At 66.9% G+C, this 20,196-nt stretch carries 23 protein-coding genes; 10 read left to right on the plus strand and 13 right to left on the minus strand.

Annotated elements, in window-relative coordinates; genetic code table 11:
* The first annotated feature begins 55 nt into the window (after window positions 1-55).
* Window positions 56-871: an alpha/beta fold hydrolase gene (locus CAG29_RS22190; protein WP_085577925.1), complete on the plus strand. Its 816-nt coding sequence runs from the start codon at window positions 56-58 to the stop codon at window positions 869-871.
* Window positions 872-1,328: 457 nt separating this feature from the next.
* On the opposite strand, the gene dsbG is transcribed toward CAG29_RS22190, so the two are convergent.
* The 3 genes from dsbG to dsbD are packed head-to-tail and all read right to left on the minus strand — an operon-like array spanning window position 1,329 to window position 4,683.
* Entirely contained in the window at window positions 1,329-2,099 is a 771-nt protein-coding gene (gene dsbG / locus CAG29_RS22195; protein WP_085577924.1) for a thiol:disulfide interchange protein DsbG, read from the minus strand.
* A complete protein-coding gene (locus tag CAG29_RS22200) occupies window positions 2,075-2,950 on the minus strand; it encodes a TlpA disulfide reductase family protein (RefSeq protein WP_085656872.1) in 876 nt (291 codons plus the stop codon). The genes dsbG and CAG29_RS22200 overlap by 25 nt, the downstream gene beginning before the upstream one ends.
* Window positions 2,950-4,683 (minus strand): protein-disulfide reductase DsbD, encoded by a 1,734-nt coding sequence (dsbD, locus tag CAG29_RS22205; protein WP_085656873.1) that lies wholly within the window; start codon window positions 4,681-4,683, stop codon window positions 2,950-2,952. The genes CAG29_RS22200 and dsbD overlap by 1 nt, the downstream gene beginning before the upstream one ends.
* Window positions 4,684-4,836: 153 nt before the next feature.
* Between dsbD and CAG29_RS22210 the strand changes: the two genes are divergently transcribed.
* The 5 genes from CAG29_RS22210 (at window position 4,837) to CAG29_RS22230 (ending at window position 9,353) form a co-directional block, all read left to right on the plus strand.
* Window positions 4,837-5,517 carry a response regulator gene (locus tag CAG29_RS22210; RefSeq protein WP_085577921.1) on the plus strand — a complete coding sequence of 227 codons (681 nt, stop codon included), beginning with the start codon at window positions 4,837-4,839 and terminating at the stop codon, window positions 5,515-5,517.
* A complete protein-coding gene (locus CAG29_RS22215) occupies window positions 5,517-6,839 on the plus strand; it encodes an ATP-binding protein (protein WP_085695145.1) in 1,323 nt (440 codons plus the stop codon). Before CAG29_RS22210 ends, CAG29_RS22215 begins: the two co-directional genes overlap by 1 nt.
* A gap of 165 nt (window positions 6,840-7,004) precedes the next feature.
* Window positions 7,005-7,490, plus strand: coding sequence for a GNAT family N-acetyltransferase (locus tag CAG29_RS22220; RefSeq protein WP_085695146.1), 486 nt, complete (start codon window positions 7,005-7,007; stop codon window positions 7,488-7,490).
* A 142-nt stretch (window positions 7,491-7,632) separates the two neighbouring features.
* The gene (locus tag CAG29_RS22225) at window positions 7,633-9,045 is read left to right on the plus strand and encodes an aspartate aminotransferase family protein (RefSeq protein ID WP_085629871.1); all 1,413 of its coding nucleotides are present in this window, start codon (window positions 7,633-7,635) and stop codon (window positions 9,043-9,045) included.
* Window positions 9,046-9,128: 83 nt separating this feature from the next.
* The gene (locus tag CAG29_RS22230) at window positions 9,129-9,353 is read left to right on the plus strand and encodes an MbtH family protein (protein WP_085577917.1); all 225 of its coding nucleotides are present in this window, start codon (window positions 9,129-9,131) and stop codon (window positions 9,351-9,353) included.
* A 184-nt stretch (window positions 9,354-9,537) separates the two neighbouring features.
* On the opposite strand, the gene CAG29_RS22235 is transcribed toward CAG29_RS22230, so the two are convergent.
* The 10 genes from CAG29_RS22235 to soxR all read right to left on the minus strand — a co-directional run bounded on the left by CAG29_RS22235 (window position 9,538) and on the right by soxR (window position 17,123).
* Window positions 9,538-10,443: a metal ABC transporter solute-binding protein, Zn/Mn family gene (locus CAG29_RS22235; protein ID WP_085695147.1), complete on the minus strand. Its 906-nt coding sequence runs from the start codon at window positions 10,441-10,443 to the stop codon at window positions 9,538-9,540.
* Entirely contained in the window at window positions 10,444-11,343 is a 900-nt protein-coding gene (locus CAG29_RS22240; RefSeq protein ID WP_085577915.1) for a metal ABC transporter permease, read from the minus strand.
* Window positions 11,340-12,095: a metal ABC transporter ATP-binding protein gene (locus CAG29_RS22245; protein WP_170930053.1), complete on the minus strand. Its 756-nt coding sequence runs from the start codon at window positions 12,093-12,095 to the stop codon at window positions 11,340-11,342. Before CAG29_RS22245 ends, CAG29_RS22240 begins: the two co-directional genes overlap by 4 nt.
* A 68-nt stretch (window positions 12,096-12,163) precedes the next feature.
* Window positions 12,164-13,093 carry a metal ABC transporter substrate-binding protein gene (locus tag CAG29_RS22250; RefSeq protein ID WP_085577913.1) on the minus strand — a complete coding sequence of 310 codons (930 nt, stop codon included), beginning with the start codon at window positions 13,091-13,093 and terminating at the stop codon, window positions 12,164-12,166.
* A gap of 35 nt (window positions 13,094-13,128) precedes the next feature.
* Complete coding sequence (locus tag CAG29_RS22255; RefSeq protein ID WP_085695148.1) at window positions 13,129-13,704, minus strand: DUF6162 family protein; 576 nt, start codon at window positions 13,702-13,704, stop codon at window positions 13,129-13,131.
* Entirely contained in the window at window positions 13,701-14,048 is a 348-nt protein-coding gene (locus CAG29_RS22260; RefSeq protein ID WP_085577911.1) for a hypothetical protein, read from the minus strand. Before CAG29_RS22260 ends, CAG29_RS22255 begins: the two co-directional genes overlap by 4 nt.
* Window positions 14,045-14,587, minus strand: coding sequence for a thiamine pyrophosphate-binding protein (locus CAG29_RS22265; RefSeq protein ID WP_085577910.1), 543 nt, complete (start codon window positions 14,585-14,587; stop codon window positions 14,045-14,047). Before CAG29_RS22265 ends, CAG29_RS22260 begins: the two co-directional genes overlap by 4 nt.
* On the minus strand, window positions 14,584-15,783 hold the full coding sequence (locus CAG29_RS22270; protein WP_085695149.1) for a PepSY domain-containing protein: 1,200 nt from the start codon (window positions 15,781-15,783) through the stop codon (window positions 14,584-14,586). Before CAG29_RS22270 ends, CAG29_RS22265 begins: the two co-directional genes overlap by 4 nt.
* A 301-nt stretch (window positions 15,784-16,084) precedes the next feature.
* Window positions 16,085-16,543 carry a VOC family protein gene (locus CAG29_RS22275; RefSeq protein WP_085577908.1) on the minus strand — a complete coding sequence of 153 codons (459 nt, stop codon included), beginning with the start codon at window positions 16,541-16,543 and terminating at the stop codon, window positions 16,085-16,087.
* A 112-nt stretch (window positions 16,544-16,655) separates the two neighbouring features.
* Window positions 16,656-17,123 (minus strand): redox-sensitive transcriptional activator SoxR, encoded by a 468-nt coding sequence (soxR, locus tag CAG29_RS22280; protein WP_085629878.1) that lies wholly within the window; start codon window positions 17,121-17,123, stop codon window positions 16,656-16,658.
* Between the two features lie 93 nt (window positions 17,124-17,216).
* Here soxR and CAG29_RS22285 point away from each other — a divergent pair, with 93 nt between their 5' ends.
* From CAG29_RS22285 to CAG29_RS22300, 4 genes are all read left to right on the plus strand, one after another.
* Window positions 17,217-17,579, plus strand: coding sequence for an antibiotic biosynthesis monooxygenase (locus CAG29_RS22285; protein ID WP_085695150.1), 363 nt, complete (start codon window positions 17,217-17,219; stop codon window positions 17,577-17,579).
* 201 nt (window positions 17,580-17,780) lie between these two features.
* Window positions 17,781-18,050: a hypothetical protein gene (locus CAG29_RS22290; protein ID WP_085577905.1), complete on the plus strand. Its 270-nt coding sequence runs from the start codon at window positions 17,781-17,783 to the stop codon at window positions 18,048-18,050.
* A gap of 101 nt (window positions 18,051-18,151) precedes the next feature.
* The gene (locus tag CAG29_RS22295; protein ID WP_085577904.1) at window positions 18,152-18,766 is read left to right on the plus strand and encodes a LysE family translocator; all 615 of its coding nucleotides are present in this window, start codon (window positions 18,152-18,154) and stop codon (window positions 18,764-18,766) included.
* Between the two features lie 206 nt (window positions 18,767-18,972).
* Window positions 18,973-20,142: a cysteine desulfurase family protein gene (locus CAG29_RS22300; RefSeq protein ID WP_085577903.1), complete on the plus strand. Its 1,170-nt coding sequence runs from the start codon at window positions 18,973-18,975 to the stop codon at window positions 20,140-20,142.
* Window positions 20,143-20,196: the final 54 nt, after the last annotated feature.

The raw sequence follows: 20,196 nt of genomic DNA on the forward strand, positions 1-20,196 counted from the left end.
GACAACGAACCGGCAGCTCAGTCTGCCGGTTCTCTTTTTCTCGCGGAGGTGATGGATGCCCTTTTTCACGGTGGACGGACAAGCGCTGCACTACACGGATCAAGGCTCGGGCCCGGCGCTGCTCCTGGCCGGCAGCTACCTGTGGGACGAGGCCATGTGGGCGCCGCAGATCGCCGCGCTGTCGCCGCACTACCGGGTGATCGCGTTAGACCTGTGGGGTCACGGCGAGTCCGGGCGCTTGCCCGAAGGCACCGCGTCGCTGGACGACATCGCCCGCCAGGCCCTGGCGCTGCTCGATCACCTGGACATCGACCGGGTCACCCTCGCCGGCCTGTCGGTGGGCGGCATGTGGGGCGTGCGCCTGGCGCTGTCGGCGCCGCAGCGGCTCAACGGCCTGGTGCTGATGGACACCTACGTCGGCGTCGAGCCGGAGCCGACCCGTCAGTACTACTTCTCCCTGTTCAAGCAGATCGAAGAGAGCGGCGCGATTTCCGAGCAACTGCTGGACATCGTCGTGCCGATCTTCTTCCGCCCGGGCATCGACAAGGCGTCGGCGCTGTACCAGGACTTTCGCGCGAAACTGGCGGGCTACTCGCCGCAGCGCCTGCGCGAAAGCATCGTGCCGATGGGGCGCATCACCTTCGGGCGGGATGATCTGCTGCCGCGTCTGGGGGAACTGGATGCAGCGACCACGCTGGTGGTGTGCGGCGACCAGGACAAACCGCGTCCGCCGACGGAGGCACAGGAAATGGCGGAGCTGATCGGCTGCCCGTGCGTGCTGGTGCCGGAGGCGGGGCACATCTCCAACCTGGAGAACCCGGCGTTCGTGACCGAGGTGCTGTTCACGTTCCTGAGCGAGCGCAACCGCTAGGCCCGGTTTCGTGCCGCAGCCAAAACCTGTAGGAGCTTGCCTGCCAGCGATGAGGCCGGCACAGCCAGCATCACCGTTGGCAGACCCACCGCCATCGCCAGCAGGCTGGCTCCCACAAGGAATCTCGGATGTATGCGGAATCTGCGGCCGCCTCCAGAACCTGTGGGAGCGGGCTTGCCCGCGATGAGGCCGGTACAGCCGACATCTTTATCGCCTGACCCACCGCCATAGCCAGCAGGCCGGCTTCCACAGGGAATCTCGGATGTCTGCAGAACCTGTCGCCGCCAAACCTGTGGGAGCTGGCTTGCCAGCGATGAAGCCGGCACAGCCAGCATCACCGTTGCCTGACCCACCGCCATCGCCAGCAGGCTGGCTCCCACAGGAAGTCTCGGGTGAATGCAGAGCCTGCGTTCACCGCAGAACAATGTGTGAACGGCGCTGCCTGCAAAAGCCGGCGTTACTTGGGCCCCAGGATCTTCGCCAGTTTGTCCGGCGCCGGCGCCCCTTGCTGTTGCTGCAGCTCGCCCTTGTCGTCCATGTAGAAGATCGCCGGGGTGGCCTGCAGCTCCAGCTCGTCCATCAGTTGCATGTTCGCCTCCAGCTTGGCCTGCACCGCCGCCGGGACGTCCTTCATTGCCTTGAGCGAGCTGCCCTTGCCGGCCTTCTCGTGGTCTTCCAGGGCCTTGGCCGGATCCTTGGCCGCCAGCAATGCGGCGGACTTGCCCGGGCTGTCCTCGCGGATGATGCCGACCATGATGTGGCGCAGCTGCACCTTGCCGGCCTTGACCCAGGGACGGGCCTGCTCCCAGAACATGTTGCAGTACGGGCAGTTCGGATCGCTGAACAGGTACACGGTGCGCGGGGCGTCCTTGTTGCCGTCCTGAATCCAGTTGCTCGCCTCGAACTTGCCCCAGATCTCCTTGGCCATCGGCGCGTAGACCAGCTTCTGCAGCGGCTCGCTGCTCAGGTCGTTGCCGTCGGCGTCGTACAGGTTGCCCAGCAGCACGTGCTTGCCGTCGGGCGTCAGGTACAGCGCCATGCCACGGTTCTGGTACTGCGCCGCATAGCCGCGCAGGCCGTCCGGGGCGTCGAAGCGGCCGACGATCTTCGCGCCCTTGGCTTCGATCTTCTTGATCGCGTCGGGCAGTTCTTCAGCGGCCTGCACGGACGGCAGATGCAGCAGGGCAGCGCCCAGGGTCAGCGTCAGCAGGTGGCGGAGGCGGGGCATGGCAGTTTCCTTGCAGAGGTGGCCGGTGCGGCGTTCGGGTTCGAATCGGGGGTGTCGAAGTTTTCCAGGGCGCGGGCCAGGCTGGCGTTCGACAGTTCGCCCAGGTGGCTGCCCAGCAGGCGCCCGTCCGGACTGTAGAACAAGGTGGTCGGCAAGGCCATGGAACCCACGGCCTGGCCCAGGCGCCCGCTGCGGTCGAACAGGACGTTGTTCAGGCTCAGGCCCTGGGTCTCAAGAAAGGTGGCCACGCTCTGCATGCTCTCGGCCTGGTTGACGAACAGGAACGTCAGATCCGGGCGCTGCTGCTGGGCGTTCTCCAGCACCGGCATTTCCCGCCGGCACGGCGGGCACCAGGTGGCCCACAGGTTGATCACCAGCGGCCCGCCCCGGTAGTCGGTCAGTTTCACGGTTTCCCCGGCGGCGTTGCGCAGGGTGATCTGCGGCAGGCGCGTGCCTTGTTCATAGATGCCCAGCGCCAAGGTCGCCAGCAGCCAGAAGCCCACGCCGCTCGCCACGCCGAAGCCCAGCGGGCGGCGCAGGCCCGGCCGGCGCCAGCCGCGGTACAGGGCGGCGAGCAGCAGCGCGATCACCCCCGGCCAGGCGAGGAAGCCGCCGTCGCGCAGGTCGATGATCTGCCAGGGATCGCTGCGGTAATGGCCCCAGTACACGGCCACGAACGCGATGCGCGCCGCCAGCAGGCCGAGCAGGAACAGGCTGAACAGCGCCGACTCGGGATTGTCCCCGCCACGCTTGGCCACCCGCCAGCCGACGAACGTCGCCAGCGCCAATGCACTGATCAGCAGCAGGTGGTTGAGCGCGATGGCAAAGGTGCCGAGGGTGAAGGTCAGCATTAACGGGCGTCTCGGGTGATGGTCCAGTGTTGCAGGAAGGCGTCGGCGCTCACTTCGCCGGTGATGCGCCGGCTGCGCCGCTCTTCGCCGTCGGCGCCGATCCACACGAAACTCGGCGGTCCCGGCACTTTGTAACGGCCGAGCAGTTCGCGGCTGGCGGCATTGTCGGCGGTGACGTCGATCCGGAGCAAGCGCACGTCGCTCAACGCCTGCATCACCCGGGCCTGGCCGAACACCTGCTTCTCCATGACCTTGCACGACACGCACCAGTCCGCGTAGTAGTCGAGCATCACCCACTGGCCCAGGGCCTTTGCCGCATCCAGCTCACGGGCCAGGGCGGCGGGATCCTTGATGGTGGTGAAGGCGTCGTGGCTGTCGGGGGGCGCTGCACCGTCGCGTCCGGCGCTGTAGACCTGCAACGGCCGGTACGGATCGTCGCTGCCGCCGGCCGCGCCGACCACCAGCAGGCTGCCCCACAGGCCCAACAGCAGCGAACCGGCGCCGAACACATGGGCGACGCGGCCGAAGCCTTCGGACTGTTTCCAGGCGCTGTACGCGGCGATCAGCAGCAGGGCGCCGCACAGGCCCAGCCACAGCACGGGATCCAGCACCGGACGCAGCATCAGCAGCGCGGTGGCCAGGAACAGGAAACCGAACACGCCTTTGAGCAGGTTCATCCAGGCGCCGGGCTTGGGCAGGAAGCGATTGCCCACCGTCACCAGCACCAGCAGCGGCACACCGATGCCGATGCCCAGGGCGAACAGGATCAGCCCGCCGTGCACGGCGTTGCCGCTCTGGGCGATGTAGAGCAGGGCGCCGGCCAGCGGTGCGGTCATGCACGGGCCGACCAGCAGGCCGGACAACGCCCCCAGCACCCCGGCACCGATCAGGCTGCCGCCGGTGCGGCTGCGCGAGGCGTGCTCCAGCCGGTCGCGCAACGCCACCGGCAACTGCAGCTCGAAGAACCCGAACATCGGCAGCGCCAGCACCACGAAAATCGCCGCGAAGGCCCCCAGCAGCCAGGGGTTCTGCAACCACGCCTGCAGGTTCGCGCCCAGCGAGGCCGCCACCACGCCCATCGCCGCGTAGACCAGCGCCATGCAGATCACATAACTGCCGGCCAGGGCAAAACCGCGTCGCGGGGTGGCGCCGCTGCCGACGATCATGCCCGCCAGGATCGGCAGCATCGGCAGCGAGCACGGGGTGAATGCCAGCAACAGCCCGAGGCCGAAGAACACCAGCAGGCTCCAGCCCAGCGCCCGCTGCTGCAGGCCGCTGGCCAGGGCCTGATCCGGCGCCTCGGTGCCCGTGGCCGCAGTCGCCTGACCGCCGAGGTCGATGACTCGGGTCTGTGGCGGATAGCACAGGCCGGCGTCGGCGCAGCCCTGATAGCTGACCTTGATCTGGCCGCTGGCGTCGGCCGGGATCTTCAGCTCCAGGCCCTGGCGGTACACCGGTTGCTCACCGAAAAACTCGTCGCTGTGGGACTCGCCCTCGGGCAGGGCCGGTTGCCGGTCGGTGCTCAGGCCATCCAATTTCAGACGTTTCTGATACAGGTAATAGCCGTCGGTGATCTGCCAGAACAGCTGGGTTTCGCCGGATTCCAAGCGTTCGGACGTCAGCACGAACGCCTTGTCGACCGGCAGGAACTCGGGCTTGGCGTCGAACGGATTGTTGCCGGCCTGGGCCAGCGTGGAGATCAGCAACGCAAAAAAGAGAAAGAAATGACGCATGGAGGAGCCTTGTCCCTGTGCAATTGAGGTGCACAGTGGCGCGCGGCGATTAACCGATGATTAACCGCCGCGCCCTTGTCGGTGCGGCGTTCGGGGCATAATGTCGGCTTAATCGGCCGGCGGCCTAATCTGCCTTTTTCTACGGGATCCACCATGCACGTACTGGTTTGCGAAGACGACGAGTTGATCGCCAGCGGCATCGTCGCGGGGCTGACGGCCCAAGGCCTGACCGTCGAGCACGTCAACACCGCCTCCAAGGCGCGGGCGATGCTCAAGGTCGCGGAATTCGACGTGATGGTACTGGATCTCGGCCTGCCCGACGAAGACGGCCTCAAGCTGTTGCAGCAGTTGCGCCAGCAGGGCCTGGAGATTCCGGTGCTGATCCTCACCGCGCGGGACTCGGTCACCGACCGGGTCGACGGCCTGCAGGCCGGCGCCGACGATTACCTGCTCAAGCCTTTCGACCTGCGCGAACTGTTCGCCCGCCTGCAGACCCTGTTGCGGCGGGTGGCGGGGCGCAGCGTCAACCTGATCGAGCACGGTGCGCTGACCTACGACCCGAGCAGCCGCGAAACCACCCTCGCAGGCCGGCCGGTGGACCTGTCGCGGCGCGAGCAGTCGCTGTTGCAGGCCCTGCTGCACAACCGCGGCCGGGTGCTGTCGACCGAGCAGTTGAAGGACAGCGTCTACGGGTTCAACGACGAGCTGGAAAGCAACGCGCTCAACGTGCACATCCACCACCTGCGCAGCAAACTGGGCAAAGGCATCGTGGAAACCGTGCGCGGCCTGGGCTACCGCCTGGGCCCGGCCGACGGCGGAGATTCCGACAAGTGATGAGCCTGCGCCTGCGCCTGAGCCTGACCCTCGGCGCCGCCTTCGCGCTGATCTGGGCCCTGGCCGCCGCCTGGATGCTCAGCGACCTGCGCAACCAGATGATGTTCTCCCTCGACCAGCGCCTGGTGGCGTCGGCGCGGATGGTCGCGGGGCTGCTGGAGCAATTGCCGGCGTTGCCGGGCAAGGGCGAGGGCACCCATTTCAGCGCCGAGCAACTGAACATCCCCGGCGGCATGGCCTGCCAGGTCAGTTCGTTGCGCGGCGAGATCCTCGCCCGCAGCCACAACAACCCGGAACAGGCGCTGGAAGCGCAAAAAATGGGCTTCCACGACCAGATGATCGACGGCGCGCCGTGGCGCACCTTCACCCTGGCCCGGGGCGATGTGCGGATCACCACGGCGGACCGGGTGATCGAGCGCGAGGCCCTGAACATGTCGATCCTGCTGGCGGCCTCGGTGCCGGTGGGCGTGGCGTTGCTGGGCTGCCTGTGCCTGCTGTGGCTGGGGATCGGCCAGGGGCTGACGCCGCTCAACCGCCTGCGCGAAGCCTTGATGCGGCGCAACGCCGATTCGCTGGAGCCGTTGCAGATCCAGGCCTTCCCCAGCGAACTGAAACCGCTGCTCGAAACCCAGAACCAGCTGTTCCTGCGCATCGGCAAGACCATCGAGCGCGAACGCCGCCTGACCGGCGACGCCGCCCATGAGCTGCGCAGCCCGCTGACGGCGATCAAGACCCACCTGCAAGTGGCGCGCATGACCGACGGCAGCGCCCGCGACCAGTCATTGGCCCGGGCCGAGGAGGGCGCCGACCGGCTGCACCGCACCCTGGAGCAACTGCTGTTGCTGGCCCGGGTGGAGGGCAGCCTGTCGTTCGATGACGGCGTGCAGTGCAGCGCCGAGCAAGTGGCGAAACTGGCGATCCAGGATTCGGCCAGCGACCAGCGCCAGCGGATCCGGCTGCACTTGCCGGAGCGGTTGTCGGCCGCGCCGCTGCAGATGCCGGCGGTGCTGTCCATCGCGGCCCTGCGCAACCTGCTCGACAATGCCCTGCGCCACACCCCGGCGGACGGGCCGGTGGAGCTGAGCCTGGAAACCAGCGGCAACCGCGTGCGTTTCGTGGTGCGCGACCACGGCCCCGGCATCGCCTCGGACGACCTTCAGCACCTGACCCAGCGCTTCTGGCGCAACGGCCAGAGCACCGGCTGCGGCCTGGGGCTGGCGATCGTCCAGGCGATTGTCCAGCGCTGCGCCTGCACCCTGCATTTCGACAGCCGCCCCGACGGCCTGCGCGTCGAGCTGACCATGCCGCTGCAACCGGCCTGAACCAGGCACCTTTGCGGTGCCTTGACCGACGTCATCGCCAGCAGGCTGGCTCCCGCGAGATGTTGCGCCGCTCACATCAAATGTAACGCCTGCACATTGGCGATGCGCCCGCCGCACCGCTATCGTCCTGCTCAGCCTGACTCAACGGACTGAGGAAACCGCGACATGGACGCCTCCATCTACATCTGCCCGGCCACCTTGCGCGATGCCGGCGTGATCAGCCGCATCGTCGAGCGCTCGATCCGGGTCGGTTGCGCCCTCGACCACCGCAACGACGCGCAACTGGTCGACCACTGGATCCGTCGGCAATCGCCCGAGCACATCCGCGCCTGGCTGGCCGATCCCGAGCGCTACCTGAACATCGCACTGCTGCAGGACAAGCCGGTCGGGGTCGGCATGGCGGCGGCCTGCGGCGATGTCACCCTGTGCCACGTGCAGCCGGAGTGGTTCCGCCGTGGGGCCGGGCGGGCGCTGATGGGGGATCTCGAAGGCTGGCTGCGGATCCGCGGAACGCCCCGCGCGACACTGCGCAGCACCCGCGCGGGTGAAGCCTTCTACCGGCGCCTGGGCTATTGCGAGTCGGCGCCGCGCCAGCTCCACCACGGCGTGCAGGCGCTGCCGATGCACAAACGGTTGCCGTTGTCGGCCTGACCGGCGATCAAGGGTGTAAATCCTCGACGCGCTTAAGCGTTTCCAGAACAGGAAAACCTGCATGTGCGCTCCATGACCGGAACGCGCACCTGCGTGGTGTGCAGTTTTGGTCACTATCCATAGCGCATTGAGGGGTCGAGAGATGTCAGTCGCCACCAGCCAAATCGAAACATCGCCGGCCGAAACCGGCCACGAACCGGCGGAAACGCTGTACCAGTTCAACGAGTCGCCGCTGCTGGCCCGCCAGAGCCGCCAGGAGTCCAACGCCCGCAGTTACCCGCGGCGCATTCCGCTGGCGCTCAAGCGCGCCAAGGGCCTGTATGTCGAAGACGTCGAAGGCCGTCGCTTCATCGACTGCCTGGCCGGTGCCGGCACCCTGGCGCTGGGGCACAACCACCCGGTGGTGATCGAGGCGATCCAGCAGGTGCTGGCCGATGAGCTGCCGCTGCACACCCTCGACCTGACCACCCCGGTCAAGGACCGGTTCGTCCAGGACCTGTTCGGCCTGTTGCCGCAGGCATTGGCCGCGGAAGCGAAAATCCAGTTCTGCGGCCCGACCGGCACCGACGCCGTGGAAGCCGCGCTGAAACTGGTGCGCACCGCCACCGGGCGCAGCACCGTGCTGTCGTTCGCCGGCGGCTACCACGGCATGAGCCAGGGCGCGCTGAGCCTGATGGGCAGCCTGGGGCCGAAGCGGCCGCTGGGCGCGCTGCTCAGCAACGGCGTGCAGTTCATGCCGTTCCCGTACGACTACCGCTGCCCGTTTGGCCTCGGCGGCGCCGCCGGCGTGAACGCCAACCTCAGCTACCTGGAGAACCTGCTCAACGACCCCGAGGCCGGCGTGCAGTTGCCGGCGGCGGTGATCGTCGAGGCGGTGCAGGGCGAGGGCGGGGTGATCCCGGCGGACATCGAGTGGCTGCGCGGCCTGCGCCGCATCACCGAGAAGGCCGGCGTGGCGCTGATCGTCGACGAGATCCAGAGCGGTTTCGCCCGCACCGGCAAGATGTTCGCCTTCGAGCACGCCGGCATCGTGCCGGACGTGGTGGTGCTGTCCAAGGCCATCGGCGGCAGCCTGCCGCTGGCGGTGGTGGTCTACCGCGAATGGCTCGACAAATGGCAGCCGGGGGCCCACGCCGGTACGTTCCGCGGCAACCAGATGGCGATGGCCGCCGGCTCTGCGGTGATGCGTTTCCTGGTCGAGCACAAGGTCTGCGAGCATGCCGCCGCCATGGGCGAGCGTCTGAGCGAGCATTTGCGCCTGCTGCAGCGGGACTTCCCGCAGCTGGGCGACATCCGCGGCCGCGGCCTGATGCTCGGGGTCGAACTGGTCGATCCGCAGGGGGCGCCGGACGCCTTGGGCCACCCGCCGGCCTTCGCCCGCCTGGCGCCGCTGGTGCAGCGCGAATGCCTCAAGCGCGGCCTGATCCTGGAACTGGGCGGCCGCCATGGCGCGGTGGTGCGGTTCCTGCCGCCGCTGGTGATCACCGCAGCGGAAATCGACCGCGTCGCCGGGATCTTTGGCCGTGCCTTGGCCGCCGCGACCGCGGACCTGTAAATTTTTCGCCGCGCCGAACGTTCCTTCTACATACCCGGCTGCACCGTTCGTGCAGCCCACCCTTACAGCGATGGAGACACAGCATGACGTCAGTATTCGACCGCGAGGACATCCTCTTTCAGGTCGTGGTCAACCACGAAGAGCAGTACTCGATCTGGCCGGACTACAAGGCCGTGCCGCAAGGCTGGCGCACCGTGGGCAAAAGCGGCATGAAGAAAGAGTGCCTGGCCTACATCGAAGAGGTCTGGACCGACATGCGTCCGCTGAGCCTGCGCCAGAAGATGGAAGCGCAAGCGGCTGCCCAGTAAGCCGTCGGCCAAAGAAAAACCCGCTGGACCGGTGACGGTCAGCGGGTTTTTTCTTGCCTGCGGTTTTTGTCAGGGCCGGTAGGGCCTCATCGCCACCAGGCTGGCTCCCACAAAGGTCAGGCGCCGGCAATCCCTGTGGGAGCCAGCCTGCTGGCGATGAACGATGACACGGTTGCGGATGAGGTTACGTGCCGCTCAAGCCCTTGAGCAGCAGATCCACATTGCCCTCCAGCTCGGCCACCGGATCCGCCCCGTCGGTGCCCAGCACCACCAAGCGGCTGCCCGCGTCGGCAATCGCCGCCTTCAGCGCCGGGGAAGGCTCGCGGTGATGCAGCACCACCGCCACGTCGTTGTCCTTCAGGGTGGCGGTGAGCCCTTTCAGGTCCTCCGGCGTCCACTCGGCGTCCGGCCGTGCATCCTGGCCGGCCAGGTCCAGGTTGAGGCTGCCGATCAGATACCCGAAATGGTCGCTCAGGCTCATCACGCTCAGGTTGTCGGCGCTCGCCAGCCGCGCCTCGGTGTCGGCGTTGAGCTTGAGCAGACGCTGTTTCAGCGCCGCCAGGTTGGCTTCGATCTTCGGCTTGTCCTGCGGCGCCAGGCGTACCAGGTCCGCCGCCATCACATCGGCCATGCGCCCCATGTTGTTGCCCGCCAGCCACGGTTGGCTGTTCAGGCCGTCGACCTTGAGGCCCGGCTGCACGGCGATGCCGGGCAGGGCGCCGTCCACGGGCCGGGCGGCGTCGACCTCGACGATGCGGATGTTGCTGCGCCGGGCCATCGGGTACAGCGGATCATCGGCCCACAACGAGCGCACGCCGATCACCGCATCGGCGCCGGTCGCCAGCTTGCTCAGCGCCGGGGCGCCGCGACCGCTGAAGTAGGCGGTCTGGCGGCTGCCCGGCAGGTTGGCCGGCGCCGCGCGTTCCAGGCTGACGGCCGTGCCTTTGAGCAGCGTTTCGCCCAGGCCGTAGGTGATCGGCAGCGAGGCCAGCACCCGCAGCGGCCCGGTGCCGTCGGCGGCCATGACGGAGGTGGAGACCGCGCCGCACAGGGCGAGGGCCAGGGTCAGTCGTCGCAATGCAAAAGTCATTTATCCGAGGTTCCCTTTCAGGCTGGGGACGACGCCGCGCGCGACGGCGGCGAGGGCGAAGGCGAGGCCGGCGACCAGGATGATCGCGGCGCCGGACGGCACCGGCAGGTCGAACACGATGGGCGCCAGGATCCCGCACAGGGTGCTCACGGTGGCGATCAGCACCGAGCACCAGAAGAAGCCCTTGAGCGACTGGCTCAGCAGGCGCGCGGCCGCGGCCGGGATCACCAGCAGGGCGCCGACCAGGATCGCGCCGATGACCTTCACCGCCGCGACGGTGATCAGCGTCACCAGGATCACGAACAGGTAGTCCAGCGCCTTGACCGCCACCCCGCGCACCGCCGCCAGTTGCGGGTTGAAGCTGGCGAGCATGATCCGGTTGTACAGCGGCAGGGCCAGGGCCATCACCAGCGCACCGACGATGGCCAGCACCAGCAGGTCGTTGCCGTTGACCGTCAGCACCGAGCCGAACAGGACGTTCTCCAGGATGTGCACGTTGATCTTGCCGGCCAGGATCAGCAGCAGGCTGGCGCCGAGGGCCAGGGACACCGACAGGAACACGCCGATCAGGGTGTCCGGCGCCAGGCCGGTGCGGTTGCGCAGGTAATTGAGCAGGATGCCGAACAGCAGGCAGTAGCCGAACAGGCTGCCGTAAGGGCCGGTGTAGGGCTCGCCGAGCAGGATGCCGATGGCCACGCCGGTCAACGCGGCGTGGCCGACCGCTTCGGAGAAGAACGCAAAGCGCTTGACCACAACCAAGGTGCCGAGGCCGCCCAGCACCGGGCCGATCAGCAGGCCGGCGAGCAAGGCATTGACCACAAAACCATAGGCCAGCGCCTCGGGCAGATAACCGGAGGAGGCCCAGCCTTGGACCATCAGCCGAAAGGCTTCGTAACTCATTGCGCAGCGCTCCGTGGGTGGGTCGAGAACAGGGTCAGCAGGCGTTCCGGGGTCAGGGCCTGTTGCGGCGGGGCGTCGAACAGCACCCGGCGGCTGAGGCCGGTGACGTGATCGGCCAGACGGCCGACCGCTTCCAGGTCGTGCTCGATCCACAGCACGGTGATGCCGGCGGCGCGCCAGTCGCCGAGCAGGCGTTCGAACACCTGGATCCCGGCTTCGTCCAGCGCCGACATCGGCTCGTCGAGCACCAGCAGTTGCGGCGCCGGGATCAGGCCCTGGGCCAGCAGCACCCGTTGGCGTTCGCCGCCGGACAGCGCGCCCATCCGGCGCTTGCGCTTGTCCTGCATGCCGACCCGTTCCAGCGCATCGCCGATGGCCCCGGCGTAGTGCCGGCTCAGGCCGAGGAACGCCGGGCGGCGCTGGCACATGGCGGCCATGAAGTCATCGACGGTCATCGGCAGGCCCCGGTCGAACTCCAGCGCCTGCGGCACGTAGCCGATGGTGCCGGGCTCGCCGGGCCACTGCAGGGTGAGCCGGCCCTGGTGGGGCATCTGGCCGAGCAGGGTCTTGATCAGCGAACTCTTGCCGCCGCCGTTGGGGCCGACCAGCGCGTGCACGCTGCCGGGCCGCACCGTGAAGGTGACGTTGTCCAGGATCGTCGTGCGCCCGAGCGTCAGGTTCACTTCGTTGAAATCCAGGGTCGGCCCCAGTGCGAGCGGGGTTGCCCGCGAAAACGCCGGATCGGCCGGCATCATCGCAGGATGACTCACCGCCTTCGCGGGCACGCCCGCTCCCACAGGGGATTCGATGTCTGTCGAACTCATGCGCCGGACTCCTGGATCGCCCGCACCACGGTGTTGAGGTTGCCGGCCATTTCTTTTTCGTACTTGTCGGCGGTGTATTCGCCGTAGGAAATGTGCGACAGCGGATAGAGCTTCACGCCGGATTCGCGCTGGATGGTGTCGACATAGGTGGAAGGGAAGTCCATCTCGGAGAAGATCACCTTCACGTCCAGTTCGCGCAGCTGGTCGATGGTCTTCTTCAACTGGCTCGGGCTCGGCTCGATGCCGTGGGCCGGTTCGACCACGGCGGTGACCTCCAGGCCGAATTCGCGCAGCAGGTAGTCGTAGGCCGCATGCACCGTGGCCACCCGCAGTTCGGCGTTGGGCGCCTGGGTCAGCTTGGCCAGGGCGTCGGCGCGCATCTGCCGCAGGCGCTTGCCGTAGGCGCGGGCGTTCTGGGTGTAGGCCTTGGCGTTGTCCGGGTCGAGCTTGCCCAGTTCCCGGGCGATGTTGTTGACCTGGGCGATGGAGGCGCTGACCGACAGGAACGTGTGCGGGTTGACCACCTTGCCGGCGCCGCGTGCGGCGACGCCGGTGGCGGCCAGCAGCGGCACGTTTTCGTTGGCTTCGATGGTCTTGATGTCCGGGGTTTCGCTGGCGGCGATCATGCGGTCGGCGAAGTCGTCATGGCCCACGCCGTTGAGCACGATCACGTCCAGCCCGCTGATGCGCTTGATGTCTTCGGCGCGGGGTTCGTAGGCATGCGGGTTGAAGCCGGCGGGAATCAGCGGCACCACGTCGGCCTTGTCGCCGACGATGTTGGCCACATAGCTGTAGTACGGGTGCAGGGTGATGCCGATGCGCAGGCGCTTGGCCGGGTCGGCGCTGGCCAGTGGGCTCAGCAGGCAGGCGCACAGGCCGGCCAGGAGCAGGCGCAGGAAGGGGCGGCGGGCAGAGGAAATGGACATGGGCAAGCGGTCTTCCGTGGAATGGAGGCGGGAGGTCAATGGCGATGCTCGCGGGTCACCCCGGCATCGTATTGCGCGACGATCTGTTTCCAGCCGGCGGCCGATAGGGCATCGTCGGAAAGATCCGTCGGCACCCCGGCGTCGGCCTGGCGGGTAAGCCAGATGTCGGGCGGGGCGTGCCCGTCGGCGTCCGTGCGCATCAGGAACGAACCGGCCACGGCAGGCGCCTGGCTTTGGCCGTAGTAGGCCGAGTCGGCCAGCAACTGCCATGCGTGACCGCCGCGGCTGACGGAGCTGGCGTCCTGGGCGAACGGCGCGAAGCCCTCGTCGGCCAGGGCCTGCGGTGTCGGCAGGGCCTGTTGTTCTTCGCGCAGCAGGCGGATTTCGTCGAGGGTGACCCGCAGGTCGGCGTAGAGGCCCTGCTCGGCGGCATTGAGGTCGCGGCGGGCATCCAGCTGATGGCCGGAAACCGGCTCGGGCTCGTGGGAGACGGCGCGCCAGGCCACCACGGAACCGGCGAGCGCCAGGATCAGCAGGCACAACAGCAGCACGTTGAGGGTTTCATGGCCGGCGCCGGCCGGGCGGACGGTTTGGGTGGTGGGTGTGGTCATGGGCTTTCGATGTCCGCCTGGTCGATTTCGACGACGTGGCCGGGGCCGGCGTCGAACAGCACGTAGAACTCGGCACCGGGCTTCTTGAAGGTCAAGGTCGAGTCGGCGCCGAGCTTGCCCGGCAGCAGGATGGTTTCGTCATAGCCGATCACGTCGAGGGTCACCCCCGGCGCTCCGCTGCCGTCGGAGAAGCCACCGGTGCATTTGATCTGTTCGGCGTCGATGGCCTTGCACTCGCACATCGGGTTGTGGGCCAGGGCGCCGGCGCTGAAGACGGCACCGAGCGCCAGCAGCGCGGCGCTCAGGCACCGGCGTGGGCGGAAAGGACGTGGGGCGCGGCTCATGGTTTGGCTCCTTGTTTGTTCAGCCAGGCGAGAGTGGCGGGGGAGGCCTGGCTCAGCGGAATCGAGGCCTGGTGCATGCTGCCGTCCCAGCCTTCCATGGTGATCCACAGTTCGGCGTCGGCGCGGGTCTTGTCCGGCACCGGCAGTTGGGTGCCCATGCGGTACGGCGTACCGAAGAAGATCGAGCCGGCGGCGCGCAGGCTGCGGGGCTTGCCGATGCGCAGGTAAGTGGCCTTGACCTGATCGACGCAGGCGCTGCACAGGGCGGCGTTGAAGCCTTTGAGGTAGCCGGCCGGGCCGTCGGAGCGCGGGGCCTCGTCGCGCAGCTCGGCCAGGCGCAGGCTCCAGGGGCCGACCTGGATCTGCCCGATCTCCCGCTCGCCCAGGCCGCTGTCGCCGCGGAACAGCGCGGCGTCGGCGAAGTACTTGGGCATGAAGCCCAGCGGAATCAGGAGCAGCAGGACATTGATGTGGAAACGCCACTTGTGCCAGAACAGGCTCAGCCGGGAAGGCTGCGGTGCAGGTGTGGATCGGCTCACAGGCTGGCCTCCGACGGTTCATGGCGCGGGGCCGGTTGTGCCTTGACGCGCTGCTGCTTGTGCTCGCGCTTGAGCGCATTGGCGGTGGCCAGGGCCGTGCGTTTGGTCCAGATCAGCAGCCCGCTCAGCACCATCATGCTCAGCAGCAGGCCGAAGAAGAACCAGATCAGCTTGATCCACAGCCCGCCGAAGTCGCCGGTGTGCAGCGGGCGCATGGATTCGGTGACGAACTCAAGCGAGGTGCGGTCGGACAGCAGGCGCGTGGCCGCCACGTCGCCGCTGTAGGGGTTGAGCGTGGCGCTCTGGAACATCAGCGGGTACCAGCCGCGCCCGCCGATGTCGAGGTGGGCGTAGGCGTTGCCCGGCAGGCTGACGAAGCTGGCTTCCAGGCCGGGGATTCTCTCCCGGGCGATTTCGACGGCGCGGTCCAGGCTGATCCGTGGCGGCGGCGTGCCGTCACCGGACATCGGCACGGCTTCGCGGGCCATGGCCGGGATGATCGGTTCGCTGGAGATGGAGATCTGGTTGTCCGACAGCAGCGCCTGGATCAGGAACCAGGTGCCGGTGATGGAGATCACCGCGATGAACCAGATCGACCAGATGCCGCTCAGGCGATGGAAGTCGCCCCAGAAGATCCGTGCGCCGTGCCTGAAACGCAGGGTCGGGCGCAGGAAGCCTTTCCAGAACCGTTTGTACACCACAAGCCCGGTCACCAGCGAAGCCAGCATCGGCAGGCCGAGGAACGACACCAGGTACCAGCCCCAGCTGAAGCCGTTGGTGAACGGCACCAGCCACCAGCCGTGCAGCGCCCGGGTGAAGGCCTTGAAGTTGAAGTCCGGCGCCGTGCCCTGGATGGCGCCGGTGTACGGGTTGACGTACACCGTCTGCACGCGCCCGTCGGGGTAGCTGACGTCGACGTCGAGGGCAAAGTGCGATTCGTCCGGACGGTTGATGCTTTGCACCACGGTCTGCGGTTCGGCTTTCTTGATGGCGGCGAGGATCTGGTCGTAGCTGAGCCGCGTTGCGTCGTCGGACGGCTGGCTGGCGCGCATCTGCGGGTTGGCCAGCCAGACGATTTCCTGGCTGACCACCGCCAGGGTGCCGGTGACGCAGACGATCAGGACAAAGAACCAGATCGGCAAGGCCAGCCAGCTATGCACCAGGAACCACAGTTTCGAGCGGGATTTCTTCGACATGATTGAACGTCTTGATTCAGTGGGAGGAGCGGCTGCTACGGGCTTCGCAGCAGGGGCGTCCCTGGAGGGCGCGGTCGAGGCGTTCGCCCGGGCGACCGGCCCGCATCTCTATAAGACGGATGAGCGAGGAAATTCCCGATGGGTGATATGAAAGTAAATGTTTCGCACTTCGCCGAAGCGGCATCCGCACTGTGGGAGCGAGCCTGCTCGCGATTGCCTCAAGTCAGTCGACAGCTTCATTGACGGACATACCGCAATCGCGAGCAGGCTCGCTCCTACAGGCATTCGGCAAGGAGGTCGTTCAGCCTTGCTTGAACCTCTCAATGGCCCGCTGACGGATCTGCTCTTCGGTCAGGTCTTCCTTGCGCGAGGCCAGGAACCACAGATGCCCGTAAGGATCTCGCAAGGAGCCGCTGCGGTCGCCGTAGAACTGATCCTTGACGTCCTCCACGGAGGTCGCACCGGCATCGATCGCCCGCCGGAACGACTTGTCGACGTCGGTCACATATAGATGCAGGCCGACCGACACGAACTGCTCCGGACTGCTGAACGGCCCCTCTTCGCACGGGGTGCCGAGCATGATCGCGCTGTCGCCGATGCGCAGTTCGGCATGGCCGATGTTGCCGTCGGGCATGGCCAGGCGCATGACTTCGGTGGCGCCGAAGGCTTTCTTGTAGAAGTCGATGGCCTCGGCGGCTTTCTTGATGCCGAGATACGGGGTAATGCTGTGATACCCCTCAGGAATGGGTTTGACGCTCATGACGTTCTCCCTGTTCTTTCTTGTGGACGGTCAGTCTTCACCGGATGTCCGGTCGGTCAACTATAGGTCCGTGCCGGCGCCGCAGACCGGGCCGCCGACAAAGGGTCGGCGGTCATTCGGCATCGCTCGCCGACGGCGGGAAGTGCGGCCCCGGCCCCTGTTCCCCGAGCACGTCCCCGTAGTTGCGCAGCGGGCAGGCTTCCATCGACAGGCACCCGCAGCCGATGCAGCCGTTGAGGCGGTCGCGCAACAGCATCAGTTGCCCGATCCGCTCGTCCAGTTCGCGGCGCCATTGCTCCGACAGCCGTTTCCAGTCCGCCGCCGTCGGCGCCCGGTTGTCCGGCAGGTTCTTCAGGGCTTCGCCGATTTCCGCCAGCGGAATGCCCAGGCGCTGCGCCACCTTGATCAACGCCACGCGCCGCAGCACTTCCCTCGGATAGCGGCGTTGGTTGCCGGCATTGCGCTGGCTTTTGATCAACCCCTTGGATTCGTAAAAGTGCAGGGCCGTGACCGCCACGCCGCTGCGGGCCGCGACTTCGCCGACAGTCAGTTGTTTGTGCAGGGTGTCTGCGGTGACCATTTGAAGTTTGCCTCTTGACCTTTACTTAACTAGAGGTTTTAACCTGCACGCCTTCGAATCGCAAGATTCGCCTGACAGACGAGTGGGGACGTTATGCACGCGCCGAAAAACAGCAGCTTCACCCAATTGATCGAATTCGAGATCGACCCCGGACAACAACCTGCGCTGGTCGCCGCGTTGGCATTGCAGACCGAGCGTCTGGCCGAACGCTACGCCGGGTTCATCAGCGCCAGCGTCCAGGCCAGCGACGACGGCCGGCGGGTGCTGGGCTTTCTGCAATGGCGCTCGCGCGAGGCCGGCGAGGCGGCGTTTCGCAGCTTCGAAAACGGCGAACAGGATTTCTGGCACCTGATCCGCACCCATCGGGCGCGCACCGTGACCTTCGGTTCGTTCCAGGTGTTGAGCAGCATTGCCCGCAGCCATGACGAAGGGCTGCATTGTCAGCTGGTCGGATAGATCGGCAGCCGGATCAAGCGTTTCGGGGGCGGTGCGGTGTGGGAAGGATCAGTCGCGGCACTGCCCGACTGATCTTGCGTACGTGCTTGAGGGACTCACCGTCAAACCTGATAGCCACTATTGAGCGCGTTGATTTCTGCGCACGCGTGCCCGGGCGTAGCCTTTGTCCATCGACAAACACCTTTCGCCAGGACGCTCCCGATGAACCGCTTACTGACTGTTTCCCTGATGCTCGCCGTCTCCGTGCTCGCCGGTTGCGCCAGCCACGTGTCGCCCGAGCTGCGCCCCTACACGGCGGAAGAAACCCGCGAACTGGCCCTCGAAGCGCTGAACCGCCGCGGCCTGTCCTTCGACGAGTACCACGCGAAGAAAGCCGAACTGCTCGGCCAGCCACAGAGGACTGTCGGCTTCGACAGCCATGGCGAAATGAGCGCTGAACGGGCCGTACAGCTTCACGGTCGTCCAAGCTGATCGATAACTGTACTGCTCGAAGTTTCACCCAACTGTCCATGGGCTGGCGCGGTGCCGTGCGATAGGGTCAACACCTGAATGACCCTCACGGAATGCCTGCCATGACCCTTTCGCTCGATCTGCTGCTGGGCTTCGCCCTGTTTGCCCTTGTCACCTCGATCACGCCGGGGCCGAACAACACCATGCTGTTGGCGTCGGGGGTGAATTTCGGCTTCAACCGCACCATCCCTCACATGCTCGGCATCACCTGCGGCTTCTTCGTGCTTGTCGTGGCGGTGGGGTTCGGCCTGGGCGCGGTGTTTCAGCGCTATCCCTTGCTGTACACGATCCTGCGGTATGTCGGCGCGGCCTACTTGCTGTACCTGGCGTGGAAAATCGCCCGCTCCGGCCCGGTCGGCGACAGCGGCGACGGCGAAGGCAAGCCGATCAGCTACCTGGGGGCGGCGGCGTTCCAGTGGGTCAACCCCAAGGCGTGGATCATGGCCATCGGCGCCATCAGCACCTACACGCCGATGCAAGGCTACTTCACCAACGTGCTGGTGATTGCCGCCGTGTTCGCCATCATCAACCTGCCGAGCGTCGGCGTGTGGGCGGCCTGCGGCACCTTGTTGCGCAACGTGCTCAAGGATCGCCGCTGGCTGCGGGCGTTCAACTGGGGGATGGCGGCGCTGCTGGTGATTTCGCTGTACCCGCTGCTGCTGGAAAGCTTTGCCTGACGCATCGCTTCAACCGCCGGCCCGATGCCTGTTAAGCTCGGCTTCAGGAGCGTTCCTACGCACTCTTAAATGAAGTTGTTCTTCTTTAACGGCATCCGATCAGGTAATGATGACGCTCTCTAACCGCGGCGCGGCCCACAAGGCTGCGCCTTGCCGTTTGCAGACACGAGCCTCCTGACCCCGGAACACGCTCTGCGAGTTTTTCTATGAACCAACGTCCGCTGTATTTCGATTACGCCGCTACCACCCCGGTGGACGAGCGGGTCATCCAGGTGATGATCGAGTGTCTGGGCTTCGACGGCAATTTCGGCAACCCGGCCTCCAGCTCCCATGCCTTCGGCCGGCAGGCCCGGCACACGGTCGAGCAGGCGCGCCTGCAGGTCGCCGAACTGGTCGGGGCCCAGGCCGGGCAGATCGTCTGGACCTCCGGCGCCACCGAATCCAACAACCTGGCCCTCAAGGGTGTGGTCCAGGCCCGGGGCGTGCCCGGCGGGCACATCATCACCAGCCAGATCGAACACAAGGCCATCCTCGACACCGCACGGCAACTGCAGGACGCCGGCATCGCCGTGACCTACCTGGTGCCGGACGCCGACGGCCTGATCACCCCGCAGGCGGTCAGCGAAGCGATGCGCGACGACACCTTTCTGGTGTCGCTGATGCTGGTCAACAACGAACTGGGCACCGTCAACGACATCCCGGCCATCGGCGAGGTGGTGCGCGGCCGCGAGGCGCTGTTCCATGTCGATGCGGCGCAGGGCGCCGGCAAGGTCGCCATCGACCTGGCGCAATGGCCGGTGGATCTGATGTCCTTCTCGGCGCACAAGCTGTACGGCCCCAAGGGCATCGGCGCCCTGTACGTCGGCCCGCGCGCGCAGCAGCGTCTGCAGGCGCAGATCCACGGCGGCGGGCATGAAGGCGGCTTGCGCTCCGGCACCCTGGCGACCCACCAGATCGCGGCGATGGGCGCCGCCTTCGCCCTGGCGGCGCAGGTGTTCGATGAAGAGAAAAACACCATCGCTGCGCTGCGCGAGCGCCTGCTCGAACAGGTGCTGAGCCTGCCCGGCGTGCGCCTCAACGGCAGCCCGCAGCGGCGCATCCCGCACACCTTGAGCCTGACCTTCGGCGAAGGCGAGTTCAACGCCGCGACCCTGAGCCATTCGCTCGCGTTTTCCGCGACCTCGGCCTGCAACTCGGCGAGCAACACCCCGTCCCACGTGCTGTTGGCGTTGGGGCATGACGCACGCCTGGCGGGCCGCACCATCCGCCTGAGCCTCGGCCGCTTCACCACGGCCGACGACATCGACCGGGCCGTGCAACTGATCAAGGCCGCCTGCACCGGCGCTCCGGCGTTCTGGGCGACAGGACTTTCATAAAGGTGCCGGACACAACCGGCACCGGACAATAACGACGAAGTGGTTAGCAGGAGA

It is taken from the genome of Pseudomonas sp. B7(2017), from assembly GCF_002112745.1.
GTDB classification, from domain to species: Bacteria; Pseudomonadota; Gammaproteobacteria; order Pseudomonadales; family Pseudomonadaceae; genus Aquipseudomonas; species Aquipseudomonas ekonensis.